General features: G+C 65.7%; 17 protein-coding genes. 2 read left to right on the top strand and 15 right to left on the bottom strand.

What is annotated here, in order from left to right; translation table 11 throughout:
* The first annotated feature begins 36 nt into the window (after positions 1 to 36).
* Positions 37 to 972: a transaldolase gene (gene tal, locus BLT16_RS06975; RefSeq protein WP_089657805.1), complete on the top strand. Its 936-nt coding sequence runs from the start codon at positions 37 to 39 to the stop codon at positions 970 to 972.
* A gap of 20 nt (positions 973 to 992) precedes the next feature.
* Here tal and BLT16_RS06970 read toward each other — a convergent pair whose 3' ends face one another.
* The 9 genes from BLT16_RS06970 to BLT16_RS06930 all read right to left on the bottom strand — a co-directional run bounded on the left by BLT16_RS06970 (position 993) and on the right by BLT16_RS06930 (position 13894).
* Positions 993 to 1517, bottom strand: a complete 525-nt coding sequence (locus BLT16_RS06970) for an STAS domain-containing protein (protein ID WP_089657804.1) — start codon at positions 1515 to 1517, stop codon at positions 993 to 995.
* Positions 1504 to 2700 carry a PP2C family protein-serine/threonine phosphatase gene (locus tag BLT16_RS06965; protein ID WP_089657803.1) on the bottom strand — a complete coding sequence of 399 codons (1197 nt, stop codon included), beginning with the start codon at positions 2698 to 2700 and terminating at the stop codon, positions 1504 to 1506. Before BLT16_RS06965 ends, BLT16_RS06970 begins: the two co-directional genes overlap by 14 nt.
* A 9-nt stretch (positions 2701 to 2709) precedes the next feature.
* Positions 2710 to 3492: an MlaA family lipoprotein gene (locus tag BLT16_RS06960; RefSeq protein WP_422717919.1), complete on the bottom strand. Its 783-nt coding sequence runs from the start codon at positions 3490 to 3492 to the stop codon at positions 2710 to 2712.
* A gap of 40 nt (positions 3493 to 3532) precedes the next feature.
* The gene (locus BLT16_RS06955; protein WP_089657801.1) at positions 3533 to 4654 is read right to left on the bottom strand and encodes a beta-ketoacyl-ACP synthase III; all 1122 of its coding nucleotides are present in this window, start codon (positions 4652 to 4654) and stop codon (positions 3533 to 3535) included.
* Positions 4655 to 4709: 55 nt separating this feature from the next.
* Positions 4710 to 8669 (bottom strand): ATP-dependent RNA helicase HrpA, encoded by a 3960-nt coding sequence (hrpA, locus tag BLT16_RS06950; protein ID WP_422717920.1) that lies wholly within the window; start codon positions 8667 to 8669, stop codon positions 4710 to 4712.
* Between the two features lie 288 nt (positions 8670 to 8957).
* Positions 8958 to 10631 (bottom strand): AMP-binding protein, encoded by a 1674-nt coding sequence (locus tag BLT16_RS06945; RefSeq protein WP_089657799.1) that lies wholly within the window; start codon positions 10629 to 10631, stop codon positions 8958 to 8960.
* Between the two features lie 148 nt (positions 10632 to 10779).
* Entirely contained in the window at positions 10780 to 11577 is a 798-nt protein-coding gene (locus BLT16_RS06940) for a class II glutamine amidotransferase (protein WP_089657798.1), read from the bottom strand.
* The gene (locus tag BLT16_RS06935) at positions 11570 to 13456 is read right to left on the bottom strand and encodes a vWA domain-containing protein (protein ID WP_089657797.1); all 1887 of its coding nucleotides are present in this window, start codon (positions 13454 to 13456) and stop codon (positions 11570 to 11572) included. The genes BLT16_RS06940 and BLT16_RS06935 overlap by 8 nt, the downstream gene beginning before the upstream one ends.
* A 9-nt stretch (positions 13457 to 13465) precedes the next feature.
* On the bottom strand, positions 13466 to 13894 hold the full coding sequence (locus BLT16_RS06930; protein ID WP_089657796.1) for a hypothetical protein: 429 nt from the start codon (positions 13892 to 13894) through the stop codon (positions 13466 to 13468).
* A 74-nt stretch (positions 13895 to 13968) separates the two neighbouring features.
* Between BLT16_RS06930 and BLT16_RS06925 the strand changes: the two genes are divergently transcribed.
* Complete coding sequence (locus BLT16_RS06925; RefSeq protein WP_089657795.1) at positions 13969 to 16047, top strand: S9 family peptidase; 2079 nt, start codon at positions 13969 to 13971, stop codon at positions 16045 to 16047.
* Between the two features lie 39 nt (positions 16048 to 16086).
* Here BLT16_RS06925 and BLT16_RS20810 read toward each other — a convergent pair whose 3' ends face one another.
* From BLT16_RS20810 to BLT16_RS06895, 6 genes are all read right to left on the bottom strand, one after another.
* Entirely contained in the window at positions 16087 to 16791 is a 705-nt protein-coding gene (locus tag BLT16_RS20810) for a hypothetical protein (protein ID WP_176817181.1), read from the bottom strand.
* A 192-nt stretch (positions 16792 to 16983) separates the two neighbouring features.
* Positions 16984 to 17433, bottom strand: coding sequence for a YcgN family cysteine cluster protein (locus tag BLT16_RS06915; RefSeq protein WP_089657794.1), 450 nt, complete (start codon positions 17431 to 17433; stop codon positions 16984 to 16986).
* Positions 17434 to 17460: 27 nt separating this feature from the next.
* Positions 17461 to 17757 carry a YcgL domain-containing protein gene (locus BLT16_RS06910; protein ID WP_089657793.1) on the bottom strand — a complete coding sequence of 99 codons (297 nt, stop codon included), beginning with the start codon at positions 17755 to 17757 and terminating at the stop codon, positions 17461 to 17463.
* A complete protein-coding gene (gene rnd, locus BLT16_RS06905; protein WP_089657792.1) occupies positions 17754 to 18890 on the bottom strand; it encodes a ribonuclease D in 1137 nt (378 codons plus the stop codon). Before rnd ends, BLT16_RS06910 begins: the two co-directional genes overlap by 4 nt.
* A gap of 30 nt (positions 18891 to 18920) precedes the next feature.
* On the bottom strand, positions 18921 to 19526 hold the full coding sequence (recR, locus tag BLT16_RS06900) for a recombination mediator RecR (protein WP_089657791.1): 606 nt from the start codon (positions 19524 to 19526) through the stop codon (positions 18921 to 18923).
* A complete protein-coding gene (locus BLT16_RS06895; protein WP_089657790.1) occupies positions 19526 to 19852 on the bottom strand; it encodes a YbaB/EbfC family nucleoid-associated protein in 327 nt (108 codons plus the stop codon). Before BLT16_RS06895 ends, recR begins: the two co-directional genes overlap by 1 nt.
* Positions 19853 to 19875: the final 23 nt, after the last annotated feature.

Genomic DNA, 19875 nt, shown 5'->3' with positions numbered 1-19875 from the left:
CGGCAACGGCTTTCACCACGCACAGGAAACAGGCCCATGGATCAGGATAAACTGTCACAGCTCAAGACCATGACCACGGTGGTTGCCGATACCGGTGATATTGACGCCATTCGACGTTTCACCCCGACCGATGCCACCACCAATCCCTCACTGATTCTACAGGCGGCCCAGCAGGAGACGCGTCGTGCCCGGCTGGCCGAGCTGGCACGGCAGAGCGTCGATATCGACGATGCCCTCGACGCCGTGGCGGTGGAGATCGGCAGCGAGATAAGCGAGCTGGTGCCCGGCTATGTCTCCACCGAGGTCAGCGCACGCCTCTCCTTCGACACCGATGCCACCCTGGCCCGTGCCCACTCGCTGATCGAGCGCTACGAGCGTCGCGGCGTCGGTCGCGAGCGCATCCTGATCAAGGTCGCGTCGACCTGGGAGGGCATCCGCGCCGCCCAGCAGCTGGAGCGCGAGGGTATCCGCACCAACCTCACCCTGCTGTTCAGCTTCACCCAGGCCCAGGCCTGCGCCGATGCCGGCGTGACGCTGATCTCGCCGTTCGTGGGCCGCATTCTCGACTGGCACAAGGCCGCCACCCCGGACGCCGACTTCAGCGGCGACAACGATCCCGGGGTGCGCTCGGTCAAGGCGATATACGAGCACTACAAGGGCCACGGCTATCGGACTATCGTGATGGGGGCAAGCTTTCGTAACCGCGCTGAGATCGAGGCCCTGGCAGGCTGTGACCGGCTGACCATCTCCCCCAAGCTGCTCGAGGAGCTGGCCACCGACCGTGGCACCCTTAGCCGCCGTCTGACGCCTCTGGATGCCGAGACCTCGGCGCCTGAGCCGCACGCCGAGGCGGAGTTCCGCTGGGCCATGAACGAGGACGCCATGGCCACTGAGAAACTGGCCGAAGGAATCCGCAAGTTCATGGATGACCAGCGCAAGCTGGAGGCACTACTGGGTGAGCTACGCCGCTAGGGCAGCGCGGCCCGAGCCGCTTACTTGAGCGGTTCTGGGTCGCGCTCATGCTCGCGCTGCTGGGTCTCGAGGAGCTCCACCAGCGGCTGAAACTCTGAACGGTTATGCTCATTCATGTGCATCAGGATGCGGTGCGCTTCGAGGATACGCTGCTGCAGGCCGGCTTCATCAGCCTCGATCTGCGGCAGCTCGTCGAGTTCACGCGGCTCACTGAGCGGCGCCTCGACCAGGGTGAAGTAGTGGGAGAATCCCATCACGTCGAGCATGCGCTGAACGTCGGGATGGTCAGCCACAATGGTTGGCGGCTGCTCGACCTTGCCCTGCACCGCCATCGCTACCTTGGCGAGAAATCCCAGTGCGGTGGAGTCAACGTTGCTGGTATCACGCAGGTCGATCATGACGGCCTTGAGCCCGGGCGTCTCGGCCAGTCGCTGGACCTGATCGTCGAGGGTGGCACACAGCGTCAGGCGCACGTCACCACATAGTTTGAGCACGAAGACACCGGAATCGAACGCTGCCTTCAGTCGCCCTTCATGCATCATCATCGTCAAATCCGCTCAACGTCATGATCGTCAGGTCATCCGGAAGCTCATCATGGCCTGGGGCGCGCTGGGCGACGGCATCGTCGTCGTTTTCCGGCACGTCACCCAATGACAGCTTCCCCCGCAGTGCAGCCACATCTTCGCTGGTCTGCACCAGACGCTCGAGTTCCTTGAGCCGACTATCGAGCCCGTCACCGGGCAAGCACTCCAATACCCCATCCGAACATAACCAGAGTCGGAAGTTCTGTGCGAGCTCACAGCCTAGCGTGGGATATTCCACGCCAGGAAACAAGCCCACCGGCATGCCTTCACCGTCGAGCAGCCGCAGACGCCCGTCACTCACCAGCATCGGCATCGGTAGCTGGGCGCCGAGCGAATAGTGCAGGTAGCGACGCTGACGGTCAATGACCCCGACGAACAGGGTCGCATGCTTGCCGATGCCGGCATCCAGCAGCTCACGGTTGAGCGCTTTCAACCAGCGCGGCGGCAGCTGCTCTGGATCACGACCGTCCCACTCCGCCAGCCAGTGATTGCACAGATACTTGAGCAGCACCGTGACGAACGCCGACGAAGCGCCATGCCCTGAGACATCGGCGAAGTAGAACACGCTATAGCGGTCGTCGAAGCGCTGGAAGTCCAGAAAATCGCCGGAGAGGTACAGCGATGGCGCCAGCCAGTAGTCACAGCTGACGTCGTTAAGTGTCAGCGGCCGATGCGGCAGCAGCTTGCGCTGAATATGACCGCCGGCCTGCTGGTCGAGGCGCAGCATGGCCAGATGGGTCTCGAGATGCTCGTTGAGATCGGCGAGGCGCAGGCGGTCGCGCTCATGCTCCCGCGCCAGGCGATGATTGTCGATCACCTTGTCGATCATCCGCCGCAGCACGTCGCCATGACGCAGCGGCTCGACGATGTAGTCGACCAGACCGACATCCACTGCCTTGATCAGCTCGGCGTCCAGCCGCGTATCGCTGACCACCAGGGTCGGCAGACGCTCCGACAGCATCGCCCATTGGGTCGGTGGCACGGCGCGCACATGCGCCACCGCCAGCAGAGTGTGGTCGGGTAGCTCTTCCGGATCGGCCACCGCGACGACGGCGAAGTGGCCCTTGGCAATCATATCGGCCAGCGCATCACGCTCCTCCCCCGGCTGGTCGATGACCCCGATCAAGCGCTTGTCACTAGCCATATACCACCTTCAATCGGCGAAGTCGTCATCGTCAAAGTCGAAATCAAACTCGTCGCTGGCGAACGGGTCGTCACCCAGCTCCCCGTCGCTGACTTCGAAGCGGCGCTGCTGCAGATAGGAGTCACGAATGAAACTGTAGCGGTCACCGCGAATCATCTCCTCGAGATCCAGCAGGCCGGCACGCATGTCGACGACCCGCAGCGCCGTCAGCGCAATCTCGAGTTCTGTATCATCCAGGTAGTAGAGCGGATAGGTCACCGTATCGGCCGGCAGGCCGCCGGCATCGCGCAGCGTGCTCGGGCCCAGGAAAGGCAGCACCAGGTAACGTGACTCCTCCCAGCCCCACACGGCCAGGGTTTGGCCGAAGTCCTCATCGCGACCGGTGATCTCCATATGCGTGGCGAAATCCCACAGCCCGCCGATACCCACGGTGGTATTGATCAAGAACCGCGTCGCGGCGATGCCGGCGTTGCCCGGCTTGCCCTGCAGCAGGCTGTTGATCACGGTACGCGGCTCGCCCAGGTTGGAGAAGAAATTGCTGACACCGGTCTGCACCGGCTGCGGCGTCACCGTATCATAGCCGCGCGCCACGGGGCGCAGCACGGCGCGGTCGAGCGCATCATTGAACACGAATACCCGGCGGTTGAAGCCCTCCCAGGGGTCGTCCGGATGGCGCTCTTCGATGGTCTGAGCCCCGGCACAGCCAGCCAGCAACAGCGTCACCATCAGCATTACCGCCAGCCGTACCCTGGCCGTCACCGCCTTCCCCTGCCCGCGTCCCTTGCCTTGCATCATGTCACCCTGTGGTTACCGCTATATTGTAGATGGTTGATTAAGCCCTGCGTACCACCACGCTGCCGGCACTGTAGCCGGCCCCAAACGAACACACCACCCCCAGCTCGCCGGCCTGCAGATCGTCGCGATGCAGGTGGAAGGCGATGATCGAGCCGGCCGAGCTGGTATTGGCATAGCGGTCGAGGATCACCGGCGCCTCGGTCTCGCTGGGCTCGCGGCCCAATACACGCCGCGCGATCAAATCGTTCATATGGCGGTTGGCCTGGTGCAGCCATAGCCGGGCCGGGGGCGTATCGGCCAGCCCCAGGCTCGCCAGATGCTCGCCGATCAGTGCCGCCACCATCGGGCAGACCTCCTTGAACACCCGACGCCCCTCCTGGATGAACAGCTTGTCCAGTGCCTGCGGGTCGCTGTCGGTGACCCGATTGAGGAAGCCGGCGTTGTTGCGAATGGCATTGGAGTAGCGTGTGGTCAGGCGTGTGCCGAGGATCTCGAAGCGTCGCTCGCTGCGCGCCACCTCGGCGTCCTCGACCACCACTGCGGTGCAGGCATCGCCGAAGATGAAGTGGCTATCGCGATCACGGAAGTTGAGGTGCGCCGAGCATATCTCGGGGTTGACCACCAGCGCCCGGCGAATGCTCCCGGCGCGGATGGCGTTATTGGCCATGTCGATGGCGAAGGTTGCCGAGCTGCACGCCACGTTCATGTCGAAGGCGTAGCCACCGGTGCCAAGCGCCGCCTGCAGCTCCACCGCCACGGCCGGATAGGGTCGTTCGAGGTTCGAGCAGGCGACGATCAACAGGTCGATCTCGGCGGCTTCGACGCCGGCGTTGTCCAGCGCCTGCTGCGCAGCGCTCAGGCCCATCTCGCACTGGATCGAGGGCTCGTCGTTGCCGCGCTGCGGCAGCTTGGGGCGCATCCGTTCGGGATCGAGGATACCCTCGGCGTCGAGCACGTAGCGGCTGTGAATCCCCGAGGCCTTGACGATGAACTCGCTGCTGGAGTGCTGCAGCGGTTCGCGCTCGCCGGCGGCGATGGCCTCGGCGTGACGCGCGTTCTCGGCATCGACCCAGGCATTGAAGGCCGCCACCAGGGCATCGTTGTCGATCGCCTGGCTGGGGGTGAAAAGGCCGCTGCCGGTGATCACGGCTGAGGTCATGGCGTTTCTCCTGGCGACGGCATCGAGACTCCTGGCCGTCGTATATATAAGGTGTTCACTGGTGTCGGCCGGTGATCTCGGCCCAGCGCCGTTCCAGGCGTTTGGGCGATACCGGCATCAGGGTGCCAAGCTGCTGGGCGAACAGCGATACCCGCAGCTCCTCGATCCACCAGCCGAAGTCATCGAGCTCAGGGTCGCTGGCGCCGGCCCGCCGAATCGCCTCACGGCGCTCCTCCAAGCGGCGCTCGAAGTCCTGCACCTCATGCATCATCATTTGATCGCGGTTGCGTTCCCGGGGCGCCTTCTCGAGCCGTATTTCGGCGGCCTGCATATAGCGCGGATAGTGCTCTAGCCAGCCCCCGGCGTCAGTGACGAAGCCGGGATAGACCAGCCGCTGCATCTGCGCCTTCAGGTCACTGTATACCAGCGCCAGGGCGAAGCTGAGGTTGCCCTTCAACGCCTTGGTCACTGACAGATGCCCCTTGAGCGCCTGTTCCAGAGTGGCGACCAGTGCCTCGGCATGGGGCACCAGCTCGGCACGGCTGGCCTCGAGACGCGCTTCGAAGTCACCGCGCGAGCGCGGCAGCGGGTCCACCGCCACCACCTGCTGGACGCTGGCAAAGACCACGTCGTCGACCAGTTGGCGCTTGCTGCCGACCTTGGCGAACAGCAGCGCACAGCGCTCGAGCCCCTTGAGCCGGGCGATGTGCCGCGCCTGGTCAGAGAGCCGCTGAATCGCCAGCTGGGTCACCCCGCGGCGATGCGCCACCAGGGCCTTGTCGGGGTGGTCGAAGAGCTCCACGGCCAGCGCGTCGCCGTTGGCCACCAGCGCCGGGTACGCTTCGACGCGAATCCCCGCCTGGGTGGTTACCCGCGACTCGGGCAGCGCCTGCTCGGGCAGCGACTCGACCGCTTCGCTGCCGCCTGCGGCCTCGGCCAGCGCTCGGGCGCCCTGGCTGGCCGCCGCGCTGAAACGCTCGATCAGCGCCTCGAGATCGCGCCCCTCGCCCAGCACCTTGCCGTCATGATCGACCACCCGCAGGTTCATGATCAGGTGCGGCTCGAGCTGGTCGTAGCGCCAGTCATCTGGCGACAGGCGCAGGCCGGTCTTGACCCGCAGGAACTCGCCCAGCGCCGCGCTCAGCGGCACATCGTCGGGCACCAGCGCCTCCAGGGCAGCATCCACCCAGTCGGGAATCGGCACCACCTGACGGCGGACCGCCTTGGGCAGCGATTTCATCAGCGCAATGCACTTCTCGCGCAGCAGCCCCGGCACCAGCCACTCGAGACGCGCCGCCGGCAGTTGGGCCAGCATCGCCGCCGGCACCGTCAGGGTCACCCCGTCGTCGGCGGCGCCGGGCTGGAAATGGTAGGCCAGCGGGTAGCGCACCCCGCCCAGCACCAGCTCATCCGGGTATTGCTCGACGGTGACGTCGCCGGCGTCGCGGGCCATCAGCGCCTCGCGGTCGAACTTGAGGATCCCCGGGTCGTCGGCCTCGGCGCGCTTGCGCCACGCCTCGAAGCCCTTGCCATTGATGATCTCGGCCGGCAGGCGCTGATCGTAGAAGTCGAACAGCGCCTCTTCGTCGACCAGGATATCGCGCTTGCGGGCGCGATCCTCGAGATCCTCGACCTCGTCGATCAGCGCCCGGTTGTGTTCGAAGAACTCACCGCGAGTGCGAAACTCGCCCTCCACCAGCGCGCGGCGAATGAAGATCTCGCGCGCCTCGCCGGGGGCGATCGGCCCGTAGTGCACCTTACGCCGATTGATGATCGGCAGCCCGAACAGCGTTACCTGCTCGAAGGCGACCACCTGAGCGCGCTTCATCTCCCAGTGCGGCTCGCTGTAGCTGCGCTTGACCAGATGCCCGGCCAGCGGCTCTATCCACTGCGGCTGGATACGTGCCACCTCGCGGGCGAACAACTGTGAGGTTTCGACCAGTTCACCGGCCATCAGCCACTTGGGCGACTTCTTGGCCAGCCCGGAACCTGGGTGGATGACGAACTTGCGATTGCGCGCCCCGAGGTATTCGCGGTTCTCGAGCAGTTGGCCGAGGTTGGAAAGCAGGCCGGTGAGCAGCGCCTGATGCAGCTTGGCGGCGCTCTCGCGGCGCACCTCGTCGCGCTGTTCGGCATCGTCATCGGCACTGTGCGGCGCAGCCGGCGGCACCTGGATATCCATCTCACGCAGCAGCTGACGCAGCTGGCGGAAGGTGTCGTGCCACTCGCGCAGGCGCAGGTAGCTGAGATAATGATCGCGGCACCAGCGCCTGAGCTGATTGCCGGATAGCTCGTCACGGGCGGCTTCGAAGCCGTGCCACAGGTTGAGCCAGGCGACGAAGTCCGACTCCGGGTCCTGCCAGCGGCGGTGGGCCTGGTCGGCAGCCTGGCGCTTGTCTGCCGGACGCTCGCGGGGGTCCTGGACCGCCAGCGCCGACACCACGATCAATACCTCGCGCAGCGCGCCCTGCTCGGCGCCGGCCAGCACCATGCGCGCCAGCCGCGGGTCGATAGGCAGGCGCGCCAGGCGCTTGCCGGTGGCGGTGAGGCGCTGGGCCTCGTCGACGGCCCCGAGCTCGAACAGCAGCCGGAAGCCATCCTTGATGAAGCGCGCATCCGGCGCATCGACGAACGGGAAGGCCTCGATGTCGCCGAGCCTGAGCGACAGCATCGAGAGGATCACCGAGGCCAGGTTGGTGCGCTGTATCTCAGGCTCGGTAAAGGCCGGCCGCGCCAGGAAGTCCTCCTCGGCGTAGAGGCGGATGCAGACGCCCTCGGCGATCCGCCCGCAGCGCCCCTTGCGCTGGTCGGCGCTGGCCTGGCTAACCGGTTCTACCGGTAGCCGCTGGACCTTGGAGCGGTAGCTGTAGCGGCTGATGCGCACCAGCCCCGGGTCGATCACGTAGCGAATCCCGGGCACCGTCAGCGAGGTCTCGGCGACGTTGGTCGAAAGCACGATGCGGCGCCCGGCGTGGGGCTGGAAGACGCGATTCTGTTCGGCGTTGGAGAGCCGCGCATAGAGCGGCAGGATCTCGGTACCCTTGAGGTCGGCGCGGCGCAGAGTATCGGCGGTCTCGCGGATCTCGCGCTCGCCGGGCAGGAAGATCAGCACGTCGCGGGGGCCGTGCCACCAGCGCTTGTCGCGCTCGATCTGTTCGATCTCCTCCACTGCCTGCAGGATACCCTCTTGCAGGGTGCGATCCTCCTCGTCGTCGGCCTCGCGCACCAGCGGCCGGTAGTGCACCTCCACCGGGTAGGTACGGCCGGAGACCTGCACCACCGGCGCCGGCCGGCCCGGCTCGCCAAAGTGCGCGGCGAAGCGCTCAACGTCGATGGTCGCCGAGGTGATGATGATCTTGAGGTCCGGCCGGCGCGCAGTAAGGCGCTTTAGATAGCCGAGCAGAAAGTCGATATTGAGGCTGCGCTCGTGGGCCTCGTCGATGATGATCGCGTCATAGCGACTCAGATCGGGATCGTGCTGGGTCTCGGCCAGCAGGATACCGTCGGTCATCAGCTTGACCAGGGTGCGCTCGTTGCTCTGGTCGGTGAAGCGCACCTGGTAGCCGACCTGCTCGCCGAGCGGCACCTCGAGCTCCTCGGCCAGGCGCGTGGCTACCGAGCGTGCCGCCAGCCGGCGCGGCTGGGTGTGGCCGATCAGGCCGCGCCGCCCCAGGCCCAGCTCCAGGCACAGCTTGGGCAGCTGCGTGGTCTTGCCCGAACCGGTCTCGCCGGCCACCACCACCACCTGATGCTCGCGCAGCGCGGCGAGAATATCGTCGCGACGCTCGGCCACTGGCAGCTCCGGCGGGTAGCGCAGGGTGACAGGCTGGGCACGCCGCGCGGCGACCTTGCTGGCCGACGTCTCGATCAACCGTTCGATCTCGCTTAGGCCACGATCCACCGGCTTGCCGTCCCGCGCACGGCGCTTGAGCCCGGCCAGGCGCTTGGTCAGGCGTACGGCGTCGCCGCGCAGGCAGTCATCCAGCCGCGCCTCGAGGTCGCGCAGACGAGTCAGGTCGGGGGATGCAGTGGAGCGGGAAGCGGTGGTGCTCAAGGCAGCCTCACAGGTTGAAATGACACTGCCCGCCCCGGTGTTCCCGAGGCGGGCAGCATAGTGTAACGCTTGGCGCCTGGCCGCGCCTAATTCAGGGCGCCCAACCAATCCAGCAATGCTCGGGACTGATCCGGGTATAGGCCTACGAGGAGGCGCTGTAAACCCATCCCTGGGCGCTACCTTGCGCCATCCATGGCGCAAACCTCCTCTTCGGCCTATCCCCGGCGTCCCTCGCCCACGGCAGTGGCATTAGGCGCTCTGCTTAGTCTCCTGGTCACGCAGCTCGCGGCGCAGCACCTTGCCGACGTTGGTCTTGGGCAGTTCATCGCGGAACTCAACGAACTTGGGCACCTTGTAGCCGGTGAGCTCCTTCTTGCACCACTGGCGCAGGGTCTCGCCATCGAGGTCCTGGTTGCGCGACACCACGAACAGCTTGATCGCCTCGCCGGTATCCTCGTCGGGCACCCCCACCGCGGCGGCCTCGAGCACATCGGGATGGCTGGCCACCACGTCCTCGACCTCATTGGGATAGACGTTGAAGCCAGAGACGATGATCATGTCCTTCTTGCGATCGACGATCTTGACGTAGCCATCCTCCTGCAGCACGGCGATATCACCAGTGCGGATCCAGCCTTCGTCGTCCATCGCCTTGGCGGTCTCCTCGGGCAGGTTCCAGTAGCCCTTCATGACCTGCGGGCCCTGCACGCACAGCTCGCCCGCTTCGCCATAGGGCAGCGCCTGGCCGTCGTCGTCGATCACCTTGACCGTGGTGCCGGCCACCGGCTTGCCGATGGTGCCGAGCTGAATGGCGTCAACCGGGTTGAAGGTGACGATCGGCGAGGTCTCGGTCATGCCGTAGCCCTCGGCGATGGGGCAGCCGGTGACCTCCTCCCAGCGCTGGGCGGCGGCCTTGGTCAGCGCCATGCCCCCCGATATCGTCAGCTTGAGCCGCGAGAAGTCGAGCTGCTTGAAGTCGTCGCGGTTGCACAACGCATTGAACAGCGTATTGAGGCCAATGAAACCGCTGAACTTGACGCTCTTCAACTCCTTGACGAAGTTGTCGAGATCGCGGGGGTTGGTGATCAGGATCGAATGGTTGCCAGTCTCGACCAGGAACAGGCAGTTCACGGTGAAGGTATAGATATGGTAGACCGGCAGCGGTGCAACCACCGTCTCTTCACCGTCCTTGAGGGCCGGACCGATCGCCTGGCGCGCCTGCAACATGTTGGCGATAAGGTTACGGTGGGTGAGCATCGAGCCCTTGGCAAGCCCCGTGGTGCCGCCGGTGTACTGAAGCGCGGCGACGTCGTCGGGAGTGCGCTCGACGTCCTGAAGTTTGAGCCCCGCGCCCTTGCTCAGTACCTCGCGGAACCCCACGGCCGTGGGCAGCGAGTAGGCCGGCACCATCTTCTTGACATACTTGACCACCGCATTGATCAGCAGCCGCTTGGGGAAGCCGTGCATGTCGCCGAGTTCGGTGACCAGCACATGCTGGATCTCGGTGCGATCGAGCACCTTCTCCAGCTTGTCGGCCATGTTGGCGAGAATCAGGATCGCCTTGGCGCCCGAGTCCTTGAACTGGTGCGCCATTTCGCGCTCGGTATACAGCGGGTTGGTGTTGACGACCACCAGGCCGGCGCGCATGGCACCGAACACCGCTACCGGGAACTGCAGCACGTTGGGCAGCTGGATGGCGATGCGATCGCCGGGCTCGAGGCCGGTCTCATGCTGTAGCCAGGCCGCAAAGGCCTGAGACTGCCGGTCCAGTTCGGCATAGGTGAGCGTCTGTCCCATGCAGGTAAAGGCCGGCTTGTCGGCAAATTTTCTGGCCGATATCTTGAAGACATCCATCACCGACGCGTAATCGTCGAGGCGCTCCAGGGCCGGGCCATTGAGAACCGGGGCAGTGGCGTGCTCGCTCATGAGCTAATCTCCGTTATTGAGATGGATCGACACCCTGTCGACTCTTGTTGTCTGTTAAACGATCGATTGAAACTAACGTTGGAACATGACAGATCGAGGCGTCCAATGCCATGCCACTTTTGGCCAGCATCACCCCCAAGCCTATGGTTTATTGGACGGTTTCGCCATCACCCAGGTAACGCGCAACGATCTCACCGTCGCGCCACACCAGCAGTTCACCGGGCAGCATGCGCACCCACTGCTCGTTGTCGGTGAGTGGCTCAGTGGCCAGCACCGACACCACATCGTGCTCAGTGGTGTGCTCGACGAAATCGACGCTGAGCTCGGCATCCGACAGCTGTGCCCTGCCGAATGGCGCCCGCCGGGTGATATGCGCCAGCTTGGTGGAGCAATAGGCGTAAAGGTGGACGCCATCGGAGAGCATTAGATTGAATACGCCCAGGCGGCGCAGCCGCTCGCATAGCCCGTGTAGCGCCTGCCAGATCGCCTCGGGCGAAGCCGGCAGGTCGTCGAAGCGACGCCGCAGTTCGCCGAGCAGGAAGCAGAAGGCGTGCTCGCTGTCGGTGCTGCCCACCGGGCGATATACCTCCAGCGGCAACGACTGCCAGCCGGCGAGCTGGCCGTTGTGGGCATAGCACCACTGGCGTCCCCACATCTCGCGGGTGAAGGGGTGGGTATTGGCCAACTGCACCTGGCCGACGTTGGCCTGGCGAATATGGCTAATCACCACGTGGGACTTGATCGGATAGTCGCAGATAAGGCGCGCGATGGGAGAATCCACCGAGGGGTGGGGGTCGCGAAAATCGCGATAGCCGCCAGCTTCATAGAAGGCGATGCCCCAGCCATCGCGGTGCGGGCCGGTACCGCCACCGCGATGCAGAAAGCCGGTGAAGCTGAAGCAGATATCGGTCGGGACATTGGCACTCATGCCCAACAGTTCACACATGTGGTTCCTCGCGATGCGATGGCCGCCGGCGAGTACGCGACCAGCCACCTAGCACCAGCAGCGCAATCAGTGCCGCAGCGAGTCCGCCGGCCCAGCGCAGGCTGCTCTCGGCGTCCAGGCCAAGGGGTTCGCCGGCACGCTCGAGGCGCGGTACGGCATCGCGCCATAGGGCCTGGGCCTGACGCGGCAGCTGGTTGATGGCACTCACCAGACGCTCGGCCAAGTCGGGTTCGGGCACCGCTTCGGGCTCCTCGGCGGGCACCTCTTCGAGCGCCTCGGCCTGCATGCCGACACTATCCGGCGGTGCGGCATCGACGCCAATCCGCGCCTGGGGATTGAGTACCAGCCGCGGCAGGCTGAGCTCAAGTCGCTGGTCGTCGAGGGTCACCGTGGCACTGAGCAGTAGCGGCAGGCGAGTCTCGTCAGGCAGCTCAGGCAGGGGGATCCGCCACTGGCGCTCGTCCAGCGGCTCGACGTCGAGCCGCTCGCCCTGCAGTTCAGCGCGAATCTGGGTGTTGTCGATGGTCAACCGCGGGTGCTCGGCGCGCAGGCTGACCTGCGATACCGTCTCGTCGACCTCGGCGGCAATCGCCGGCAGCACGTTGACCGCCTGCACTCGCTGACGCTGGAAGCGCACGCTGTCGGCGTCGATCACCAGCCGCGCATTGCCGGTCAGCGCCGGCGCTGGAAGTACGCCGCGGAAACGCTGATCGTCGGCCGCCAGACGCGTTGCCGCCTGGACATTGCCCGCCAGGTCCTGCAGTTCGACGCGCAGCCTCAGGTCGTCGGGCCAGGCTGGCGACGCCAGCACCTCACCATTGAGATCGAGCCAGGCCTCGATCGGCACCTCGAATCCCTGGTAGAGAGTCGCCGGCAGTTCCGCGCTGCGCAGCGTCAGAGTCGAGGCCACGCTGATGCGGCTGTCGACGCTGATCGGGCCCTCGACGCGCCACTCTCCCTCGGCGGGGTCGGGCACGGTGATCAGGTCGAAGCGCGGTTCGCTCTGCCAGCGTACGCTATCAGGATGGTCGTCGCGGCTGTAGCGCTGCCCGTCTGGACCAATCAGGGTCAACGGCGGCGAGTCGGGGTCATGGAAAAGCAGCGCCGAGAACGACTCGATCTGATCATCGATGGTGAAGTGCCCATCGTCGAGCGGTACCCGGTCACCGGGGAAGATACGGTCGAAGATATCCAGGAACGCCCGCAGCAGTTCGTCGGGAGACTCGGCCAGGGCGGCCAGGCCACCGCTACGCTGCCCGAGCAGTTCGACCAGTGGCAGGTCGGCCTCCGGCGAGAAAGCCACGGCATGAATCACCACCCCCTCCTCGGCCAGCCGCGGCGTCAGCTCATCGCTCAACCTGCGCTGGGATGCCTCGTCACGGGCGGCTTTATTCTGCCCGTCGGCGGGAAGATCGATCATGCCATCGGTGAGCAGAATCAGATGACGCGGACCGTTGTCGGCGTCGCCTGAGGCCTCACGCACCGCTGCCTCGATATCGGTGAACATTTGGTAGTCGACCAGCGCCGGACGCAGCGCCAGCGCCTGTTGTCGCCACTCGGCATCCACCGGCGCCACCGGCAACGGGTTGTCGACGAACTCGCCAAAGGTCCAGATTCCGCCGTGGATACCCCTGGGCAACAACGCCACCAGCAACTCCAGAGCGCTGGCGGCAAGTTGATCGGGATCGTTATGGCGCATGCTTCCGGAAACATCGACGACGACCCGCACGTCTGCCGCCTGGCTGCGCTCAGCACCGCGCTCGAGCAGCAGCAGCGGCGGCTGGCCGCCATCGGTGGTGAGTTCCACTGCCGGCTGCGCCATCAGCGGCATTGCCACGGCCAGCAGCCACCACAACCCCACCTTCAACACGCCGCGCATGACGTTTCCTTAGCCGATCACCGGCTCCCGACGTTCACTGGAGGGAGGCCGTTCGGCGCGCTCCGCCGGCGCCTGTTGCGACCCATCCTCGTCGCGCTGGCGGCCCAGCAGCCATAGCGCCACACCGGCCACGGCACCCAGGCCAACCCCCAGTACCAGCAGAATCAACGCAGTGGTCATGGTGCCGCCATCACGCTGCAGAAACGTGATGCCGGCGACGACCACTGCGGGCGCAAAACCGGTATAGAATTCGCCCTCTTCGATTAATGGCAGCCGGAAACGCGTCGGCATCCATAGCGCGCCGGCTACCGCCCCGACAATCACCAATCGCGGCAAGCGCGGCAAAAAGCGGATCGCCATGTAGCCAGTCGCCAGCACCACCAGCGACAGCACAGCGTAAATCAGCCAGAGTAGAGGCATGGAATCGGATATCAGCATCGAACTCTCCAGACCTGCGTCAGTCTTGACGCAGCGTTGCAACATTCATACTCCATTATGGTACACCGCACCCGATGAAAGCACAGCCGCAGCGTCATAATCCGCTCAATCAGGCAGACAACTCGCCGGTTGCCGCCTACCGCCGCCCCGACGACCCGGAGTGGCATTGGCTGGAAGCGCGCGACGCGCCACAGGTCAGTGCCTTCCTTGAGGCCGCCAACCGCGAATCCGACGCCTGGTTCGCGCCTCTCGAGGCGCTCACCGAGGCCCTCTATCGCGGCCACCTGGCACGCCGCGAGCTGGCCGTCAGCGGCCTGCCGACGCCCCTCGACCACCACTGCTATTGGAGCGAGACCGCGGCAGACGCCGATTTTCCATGCTGGTGGCGTTACCCCCTCGCCTCACCTGAAGCGCGTCACTGCTTTCTCGACCTGGAGGCCCGCGCCGCCGAGCACGATTTCTTCGAGCTCGGCGACATGGCGCTTTCCCCCGACGAGCAGTGGCTGGCGTGGAGCGAGGATACGCGCGGTGACGAAACCTTCGAACTGTGGCTCATGCGGCTACCGGAGGGCACGCCACGGCGCGTGCTGGAAGAGATCGGCCCGGAGCTGAGCTGGGCCGAGGACAACGCGACACTGCTGTTTACCCGCTATGATGCCACCCAGCGCCCCGACAGCGTATGGCGACTGAGCATCGACGCCGCGGGCCAGGCCGGCGAGGCCAGCCTCATTCTGCGTGAGGACGACCCGGAGTTCTGGCTGGGACTGGGCAAGACCCGCTCTCGCCAGTGGCTGGTGCTCGAGTCGGCCTCCAAGGACACCACCGAGTGCCACCTGATCCCGGCCGACGCACCGACCACCGCGCCGCGCTGCTTCAGGCACCGCGAGAGCGGGGTGGAGTACTCGCTGGACCATCGCCCCGGGGTCTTCTACGTACTGCATAACCGACACGCCGTGCATTTCCAGCTCGACTGGGCCGAGGAGACGGCAAGCGATCCCGATTGGCAACCACTGCTGGCCCATCGCGACGACGCCACCCTCGAAGGAGTGGACGCCTTCAGCTGGGGGCTGGTGATCACTGAGCGCGACCATCAGCAGGCCCAGGTGCGGATGCGTGTTATCGAACTGGATGCCGCCCACGCGATCGGCCGCGACGAGCGACTGCCGCTACCCGAAGCGCCCTGCAGCCTGATGCTGGGCGATATGCCGCACTTCTCCACCCGCTGTCTGAGGCTGCGCGAGGAGTCATTCACACTGCCGGTGCGTTGGCTGGAACACGATCTCGATAGCGGCGAGCGGCGCCTGCTCAAGGAGCAGCCGATTCACGGCTCGCTGCTTCCCGAACAGCTCGAATGCCGGCGGCTGTGGGCTACCGCTCACGACGGTGAGCAGATCCCGGTATCGATCGTGGCCCGCGCCGACTGCCTTGGCCAGGCGCCACTGCCGACGCTGCTCTACGGCTATGGCGCCTACGGCGAGGTGCTCGACCCCTGGTTCTCGGTCGCCAGACTCGAACTGCTCGAGCGCGGGGTGGCCTTCGCTGTGGCCCACGTGCGCGGCGGCGGCGACCGCGGCGAGCCGTGGTACCTGGCGGGCAAGATGGAGCATAAGGAAAACAGCTTTCGCGATTTTCTCGCTGCACGCGATGCCTTGGCCGCCACCGGCCTCAGCGACCCGGATCGCATCGCCGCCTATGGCGCCAGCGCCGGCGGCCTGCTGGTCGGCGCCAGTCTCAACCTGGCTCCCGAAGCCTTCTGCGCCGCGGTGCTCGACGTGCCGTTCGTCGATGTGCTGCGCACCATGGAAAATCCCGACCTGCCGCTGACCACGGCCGAATACACCGAGTGGGGCAACCCCGATGAACCCGCGGTACGCAAGCGTATCCGGGCCTATTCACCGCTCGACAACCTCGCGCCGCTACCCTACCCCAGCGTCTTTCTGCAGGGTAGCTGGCACGACTCGCGGGTACCCTACTGGGAGCCGGCCAAGCTCTATGCACGACTGCGTGAGCTGGGCAGTGCGCGCGGTCCGGTGCTGCTGCGCACCGACATGGCTGCCGGCCATGGCGGCGCGTCTGGACGCTTCAAGGCATGGCGAGACGGCGCTCGCCAGGACGCCTTCATCCTCTGGGCGCTGGGCATGACCCGCGACTAGGGCCGCGTGACGATCAGCGTGTGGCGCGGTAGCGATATCTCAACTATCGCCGCCGCTGCCGCCGTTGGCACCACCGCCTGCGCCCCCACCACTACCACCGCCCGAACCACCGTTACCGCCACCGCCTGCCCCACCGCCGGCGCTACCACCGCCCGAGCCACCGTTACCACCACCGCCTGACCCGCCACCGGCGCTACCGCCGCCCGAGCCACCGTTACCACCACCACCGGCACCGCCACCATTGCCGCCACCAGCACCGCCGTTACCGCCACCACCGGCACCGCCGCCATTGCCGCCGCCAGCACCGCCATTACCGCCACCACCGGCACCGCCACCGTTGCCGCCACCACCATTTCCACCGCCGTTGCCGTTGCCGTTGCCGTTGCCGCCACCACCATTTCCGCCGCCATTGCCCGGTGTCGACGGATTGGACGGTACCGCCGGTTCTTCGACCGGCACCAGCACGGGCGGCTCAGCATCGGGGCTGGTGTTGACGCTAAGCAGGAACCCACCTCCGCAGCCACCACCATCCTCGCCGCCCCCGGCCCCGCAGCCACCGCCGCCTCCACCGCCCGCGGCGGTAGGTGGCAGGTCGTCGATCATCTCCAGTACCTCGTCATCCGACAGCGAGTCGAGTTCGCCCGGCTCCGCCAACGCGTCCCAACTGCTCGACTGCGACCAGGCAGCCGGTGCCGCCAGCATCAGGCACACCAGCGGCAGGCCTATCCCCCGATAGCGTTTCATGTTCCACCCCCAAGTGCAGATCCCCGTCGCCGGCCCTGCAGAGAGCCAGAAACACGTTGTTACATACATTGATCAGCATCGTCGGGTTAGTGGGCCACTACAATCAGAAGGCAGGGTGATTATGGCGCACGAATTGGCTCAGCCTTGCCAGGCGTCACGGGGTTAAAGACTGATGGAAACGGCTGACCGGCACTAACCATCGATCGGCAGGATGGCGATGATATGCTCTTCGTAATCGGTCTCTGGCACGTCGCGCTGGGAGACCGCGAAGCTGGCCACGCTGATGCCCTTGCGGTGCATGCGGCGGCTGTCGCCGGCGATCAACGGATGCCAGCGTGCCAGGCTGCGGCCCTCGGCCAGCCGGCGGTAGGCGCAGGAACCGGGCAGCCAGCGAAACTCATCGATACGCGCCGGGGTCAGCTGAGTGCAGTCAGGCACCCGCTCGAAGCGATTGGCATAGTCGCCGCAGCGGCAGCTGTTGATATCGAGCAGCTCGCACGCCACGTTAAGCACCGCCAGGTCACCGCTGTCCTCGTCCTGGAATTTAAGCAGGCAGCACTGACCACAGCCGTCGCACAGCGCCTCCCACTCCTCGTCGGTGAGTTCGTCGAGGCGATAGCGCTCCCAGAATAGCTCGCGCATACGGTGTCTCCCTGGCGCCAGCGGCACTCAGTAACGTGATTGCGTCGGCGTACGATAGAGGTCGAGCAGATACGCCTCCTTGGCCGGGGGCATCTGCAGATAAAACCCTTTCTCGGCGATCTGCGCCATGACCTCGCTGGCCTCGGCGCGAGCCAGTCGCTTATCGGCTGTCAGCAGCATGGTGGTCACCGGCAGCGGCGTGCCGAAATGCTCGAGCAATGGCTCAGGCACCTCGGCGAGGCCCTGACGCTTGTCGACGTAGAGATACAGCTCATCCTTGCGCGAGCTCTTGAAAATCTCGCATATCAGCTTGTCACTGCTCATGCCTCATCTCCTGCCGACAGCGCCCTAGCCAGCCCCGCCGATAGCCGCTCGCCGCGCCAGCCGGCGGGCAGCGGCAGGGGGCGGCTCTGCAGGTCGGCAGCGACCACGGCTTCCAGATCGCGGCGCCGCAGCAGCACTTCAGGTGCCACCCCCAGTGCGTCGGCCTCGGCTGCCACCACCCGCTTGAGCGCTTTGAAACGCTTCTTGAAGCCCCCCGCCAGGGGCGACGGCAGCGCTTCAGGCAAATCGCTCTCGTCGACCCGAAGTGCCTCGCCAACCAGCGCCAACAGCGTGTCGCCCTCGCGCTTGACCAGCGTCGGCTTGACGCCTTCGATGGCCGCCAGCGCCTGGCGATGTTGCGGCAATGCCTCGGCGATCGCGTAAAGCAGCTTGTCATTGACCAACCAGCCGCGCGGCAGGTTGCGACGCCGCGCCTCGCCTTCGCGCCAGATCGTCAGGCGCCGATAGGCTTCGATCTGACGTGGGGAGAGACGCCACAGCTGACGGTGGCGCAGGTACCACTGGCCGTCGGTATCGCCGTTGCGCCCCGCCTGGGCCAGCAGCTCGGCGCAGTCGGCCTCGAGCCAGTCCAATCTATCGAGCTCGACCAGCCGCGTCCGCTGTTGCTTCCACACCTCGAGCAGATAGACCACGTCGAGCGCCGCATACAGACACTGGGCCTCCGACAGCGGGCGCTCCAGCCAATCGGAGCGCGTCTCGTCCTTGGGCAGGGTCTCGCCGGTCCAGTGTTCGACCAGGCGCTGATACCCCATCGCCGGATCCTCCCCCAGTAGCCCCTGAGCCACCTGGGTATCGACCAGCGGGGCCACCAGCACATCCGCCCAGTTGCGCAGCACCTCGAGGTCTTCGCTACTGGCGTGTAGCAGCTTGAGCGGCCCGGAGCCCAGCAGTTCGCGCAGCGCTGGACTGGCCTCTAGTGCCTGGGGGTCAATCAGGTAGACCGCCTCGCCGGCGGTGAGCTGGACCAGCGCAGGCACTGGGTGAAAGGTCGATTCGCGAAAGAATTCGGTATCCAGCGCCAGGGTCTCGGCCGCCGCCAGGTCGGCACAGGCGGCGTCCAGCGCCGCCGGCGTATCAACCCAGCGGATGTCGGGGGTAGCAGTGGTGGGCATAGTCAGGGGGTGTCCTGGCCGCGAGGCGGCTCATTCACTTTGAAATGGCAGGCGGCCGTTGAAGGCGCGGCTGAGAGTGCCACCGTCGACATACTCCAGCTCACCGCCCATCGGCACGCCATAGGCGAGACGCGATAGGCGTAGCTGGCGACCGTCAAGCTGCGCGGCAATGTAGTGGGCGGTGGCCTCGCCCTCCACGGTGGGATTGGTGGCCAGAATCACCTCACCGACTGCCTCGGCATCGATACGCGCCTCGAGTTGGTCGAGGCCGATGTCTTCGGGACCGATACCATCTAGCGGCGACAGGTGGCCATGGAGCACGAAGTACTGCCCTTGGTAGCCGCCGGCATCCTCGATGGCCAGCATGTCAGCCGGCGACTCGACCACACAGAGGATGCCGTCGTCACGGCGCGGGCTGCGGCAAATACCACAGATATCCTCTTCGGTCAGCGTGCGGCAGCGCTGACAGTAGCCGACCTCATCAAGGGCCTGGGCCAGCACCGCGGCAAGCCGCTGGCCGCCCTCGCGGTCGCGCTCGAGCAGATACAGCGCCATGCGCTGGGCGCTCTTGGGGCCAACCCCGGGTAACACCCGCAGGGACTCGAGCAGGCGATCGACGAGTGGAGAAAAGCTCATCAGAACGGCATCTTGAAACCAGGTGGCAGATTGAGGCCAGCGGTGGCTTCTTCCATCCGCTCCCGGGTGGTCACCTCGACCTTGCGAACCGCGTCATTGACTGCGGCAGCCAGCAGATCTTCGAGCAGTTCCTTGTCCTCTTCCAGCACGCTTGGGTCAACGTCCACCTTGCTGACATCGTGACGCCCGTTCATGGTCACCTTGACCATGCCGGCACCGGCTTCGCCAGTCACCTCGGCCTGCTGCGCCTCTTCCTGCATGCGCTGCATCTTTTCCTGCATTTCCTGAGCCTGCTTCATCAGGTTGTCCATTCCGCCTTTCATCATGGCTAATGCTCCTGGATCGTGGT

The organism is Franzmannia pantelleriensis (genome assembly GCF_900102875.1).
Classification (GTDB): domain Bacteria; phylum Pseudomonadota; class Gammaproteobacteria; order Pseudomonadales; family Halomonadaceae; genus Franzmannia; species Franzmannia pantelleriensis.
This window is presented reverse-complemented; position numbering and strand designations above follow the sequence as displayed.

Excerpts from the sequence above, each read along its gene's own strand:
- BLT16_RS06970 (WP_089657804.1), bottom strand. The coding sequence starts at position 1,517 with ATGATGATGCATGAAGGGCGACTGAAGGCAGCGTTCGATTCCGGTGTC.
- recR (WP_089657791.1), bottom strand. The coding sequence starts at position 19,526 with ATGAGCTTTTCTCCACTCGTCGATCGCCTGCTCGAGTCCCTGCGGGTG.
- rnd (WP_089657792.1), bottom strand. The coding sequence starts at position 18,890 with ATGCCCACCACTGCTACCCCCGACATCCGCTGGGTTGATACGCCGGCG.
- BLT16_RS06915 (WP_089657794.1), bottom strand. The coding sequence starts at position 17,433 with ATGCGCGAGCTATTCTGGGAGCGCTATCGCCTCGACGAACTCACCGAC.
- BLT16_RS06955 (WP_089657801.1), bottom strand. The coding sequence starts at position 4,654 with ATGACCTCAGCCGTGATCACCGGCAGCGGCCTTTTCACCCCCAGCCAG.
- BLT16_RS06960 (WP_422717919.1), bottom strand. The coding sequence starts at position 3,492 with ATGCAAGGCAAGGGACGCGGGCAGGGGAAGGCGGTGACGGCCAGGGTA.
- BLT16_RS06910 (WP_089657793.1), bottom strand. The coding sequence starts at position 17,757 with ATGAGCAGTGACAAGCTGATATGCGAGATTTTCAAGAGCTCGCGCAAG.
- BLT16_RS06940 (WP_089657798.1), bottom strand. The coding sequence starts at position 11,577 with ATGTGTGAACTGTTGGGCATGAGTGCCAATGTCCCGACCGATATCTGC.
- BLT16_RS06935 (WP_089657797.1), bottom strand. The coding sequence starts at position 13,456 with ATGCGCGGCGTGTTGAAGGTGGGGTTGTGGTGGCTGCTGGCCGTGGCA.
- BLT16_RS06895 (WP_089657790.1), bottom strand. The coding sequence starts at position 19,852 with ATGATGAAAGGCGGAATGGACAACCTGATGAAGCAGGCTCAGGAAATG.
- BLT16_RS06930 (WP_089657796.1), bottom strand. The coding sequence starts at position 13,894 with ATGCTGATATCCGATTCCATGCCTCTACTCTGGCTGATTTACGCTGTG.
- tal (WP_089657805.1), top strand. The coding sequence starts at position 37 with ATGGATCAGGATAAACTGTCACAGCTCAAGACCATGACCACGGTGGTT.
- BLT16_RS06925 (WP_089657795.1), top strand. The coding sequence starts at position 13,969 with ATGAAAGCACAGCCGCAGCGTCATAATCCGCTCAATCAGGCAGACAAC.
- BLT16_RS20810 (WP_176817181.1), bottom strand. The coding sequence starts at position 16,791 with ATGAAACGCTATCGGGGGATAGGCCTGCCGCTGGTGTGCCTGATGCTG.
- BLT16_RS06945 (WP_089657799.1), bottom strand. The coding sequence starts at position 10,631 with ATGAGCGAGCACGCCACTGCCCCGGTTCTCAATGGCCCGGCCCTGGAG.
- BLT16_RS06965 (WP_089657803.1), bottom strand. The coding sequence starts at position 2,700 with ATGGCTAGTGACAAGCGCTTGATCGGGGTCATCGACCAGCCGGGGGAG.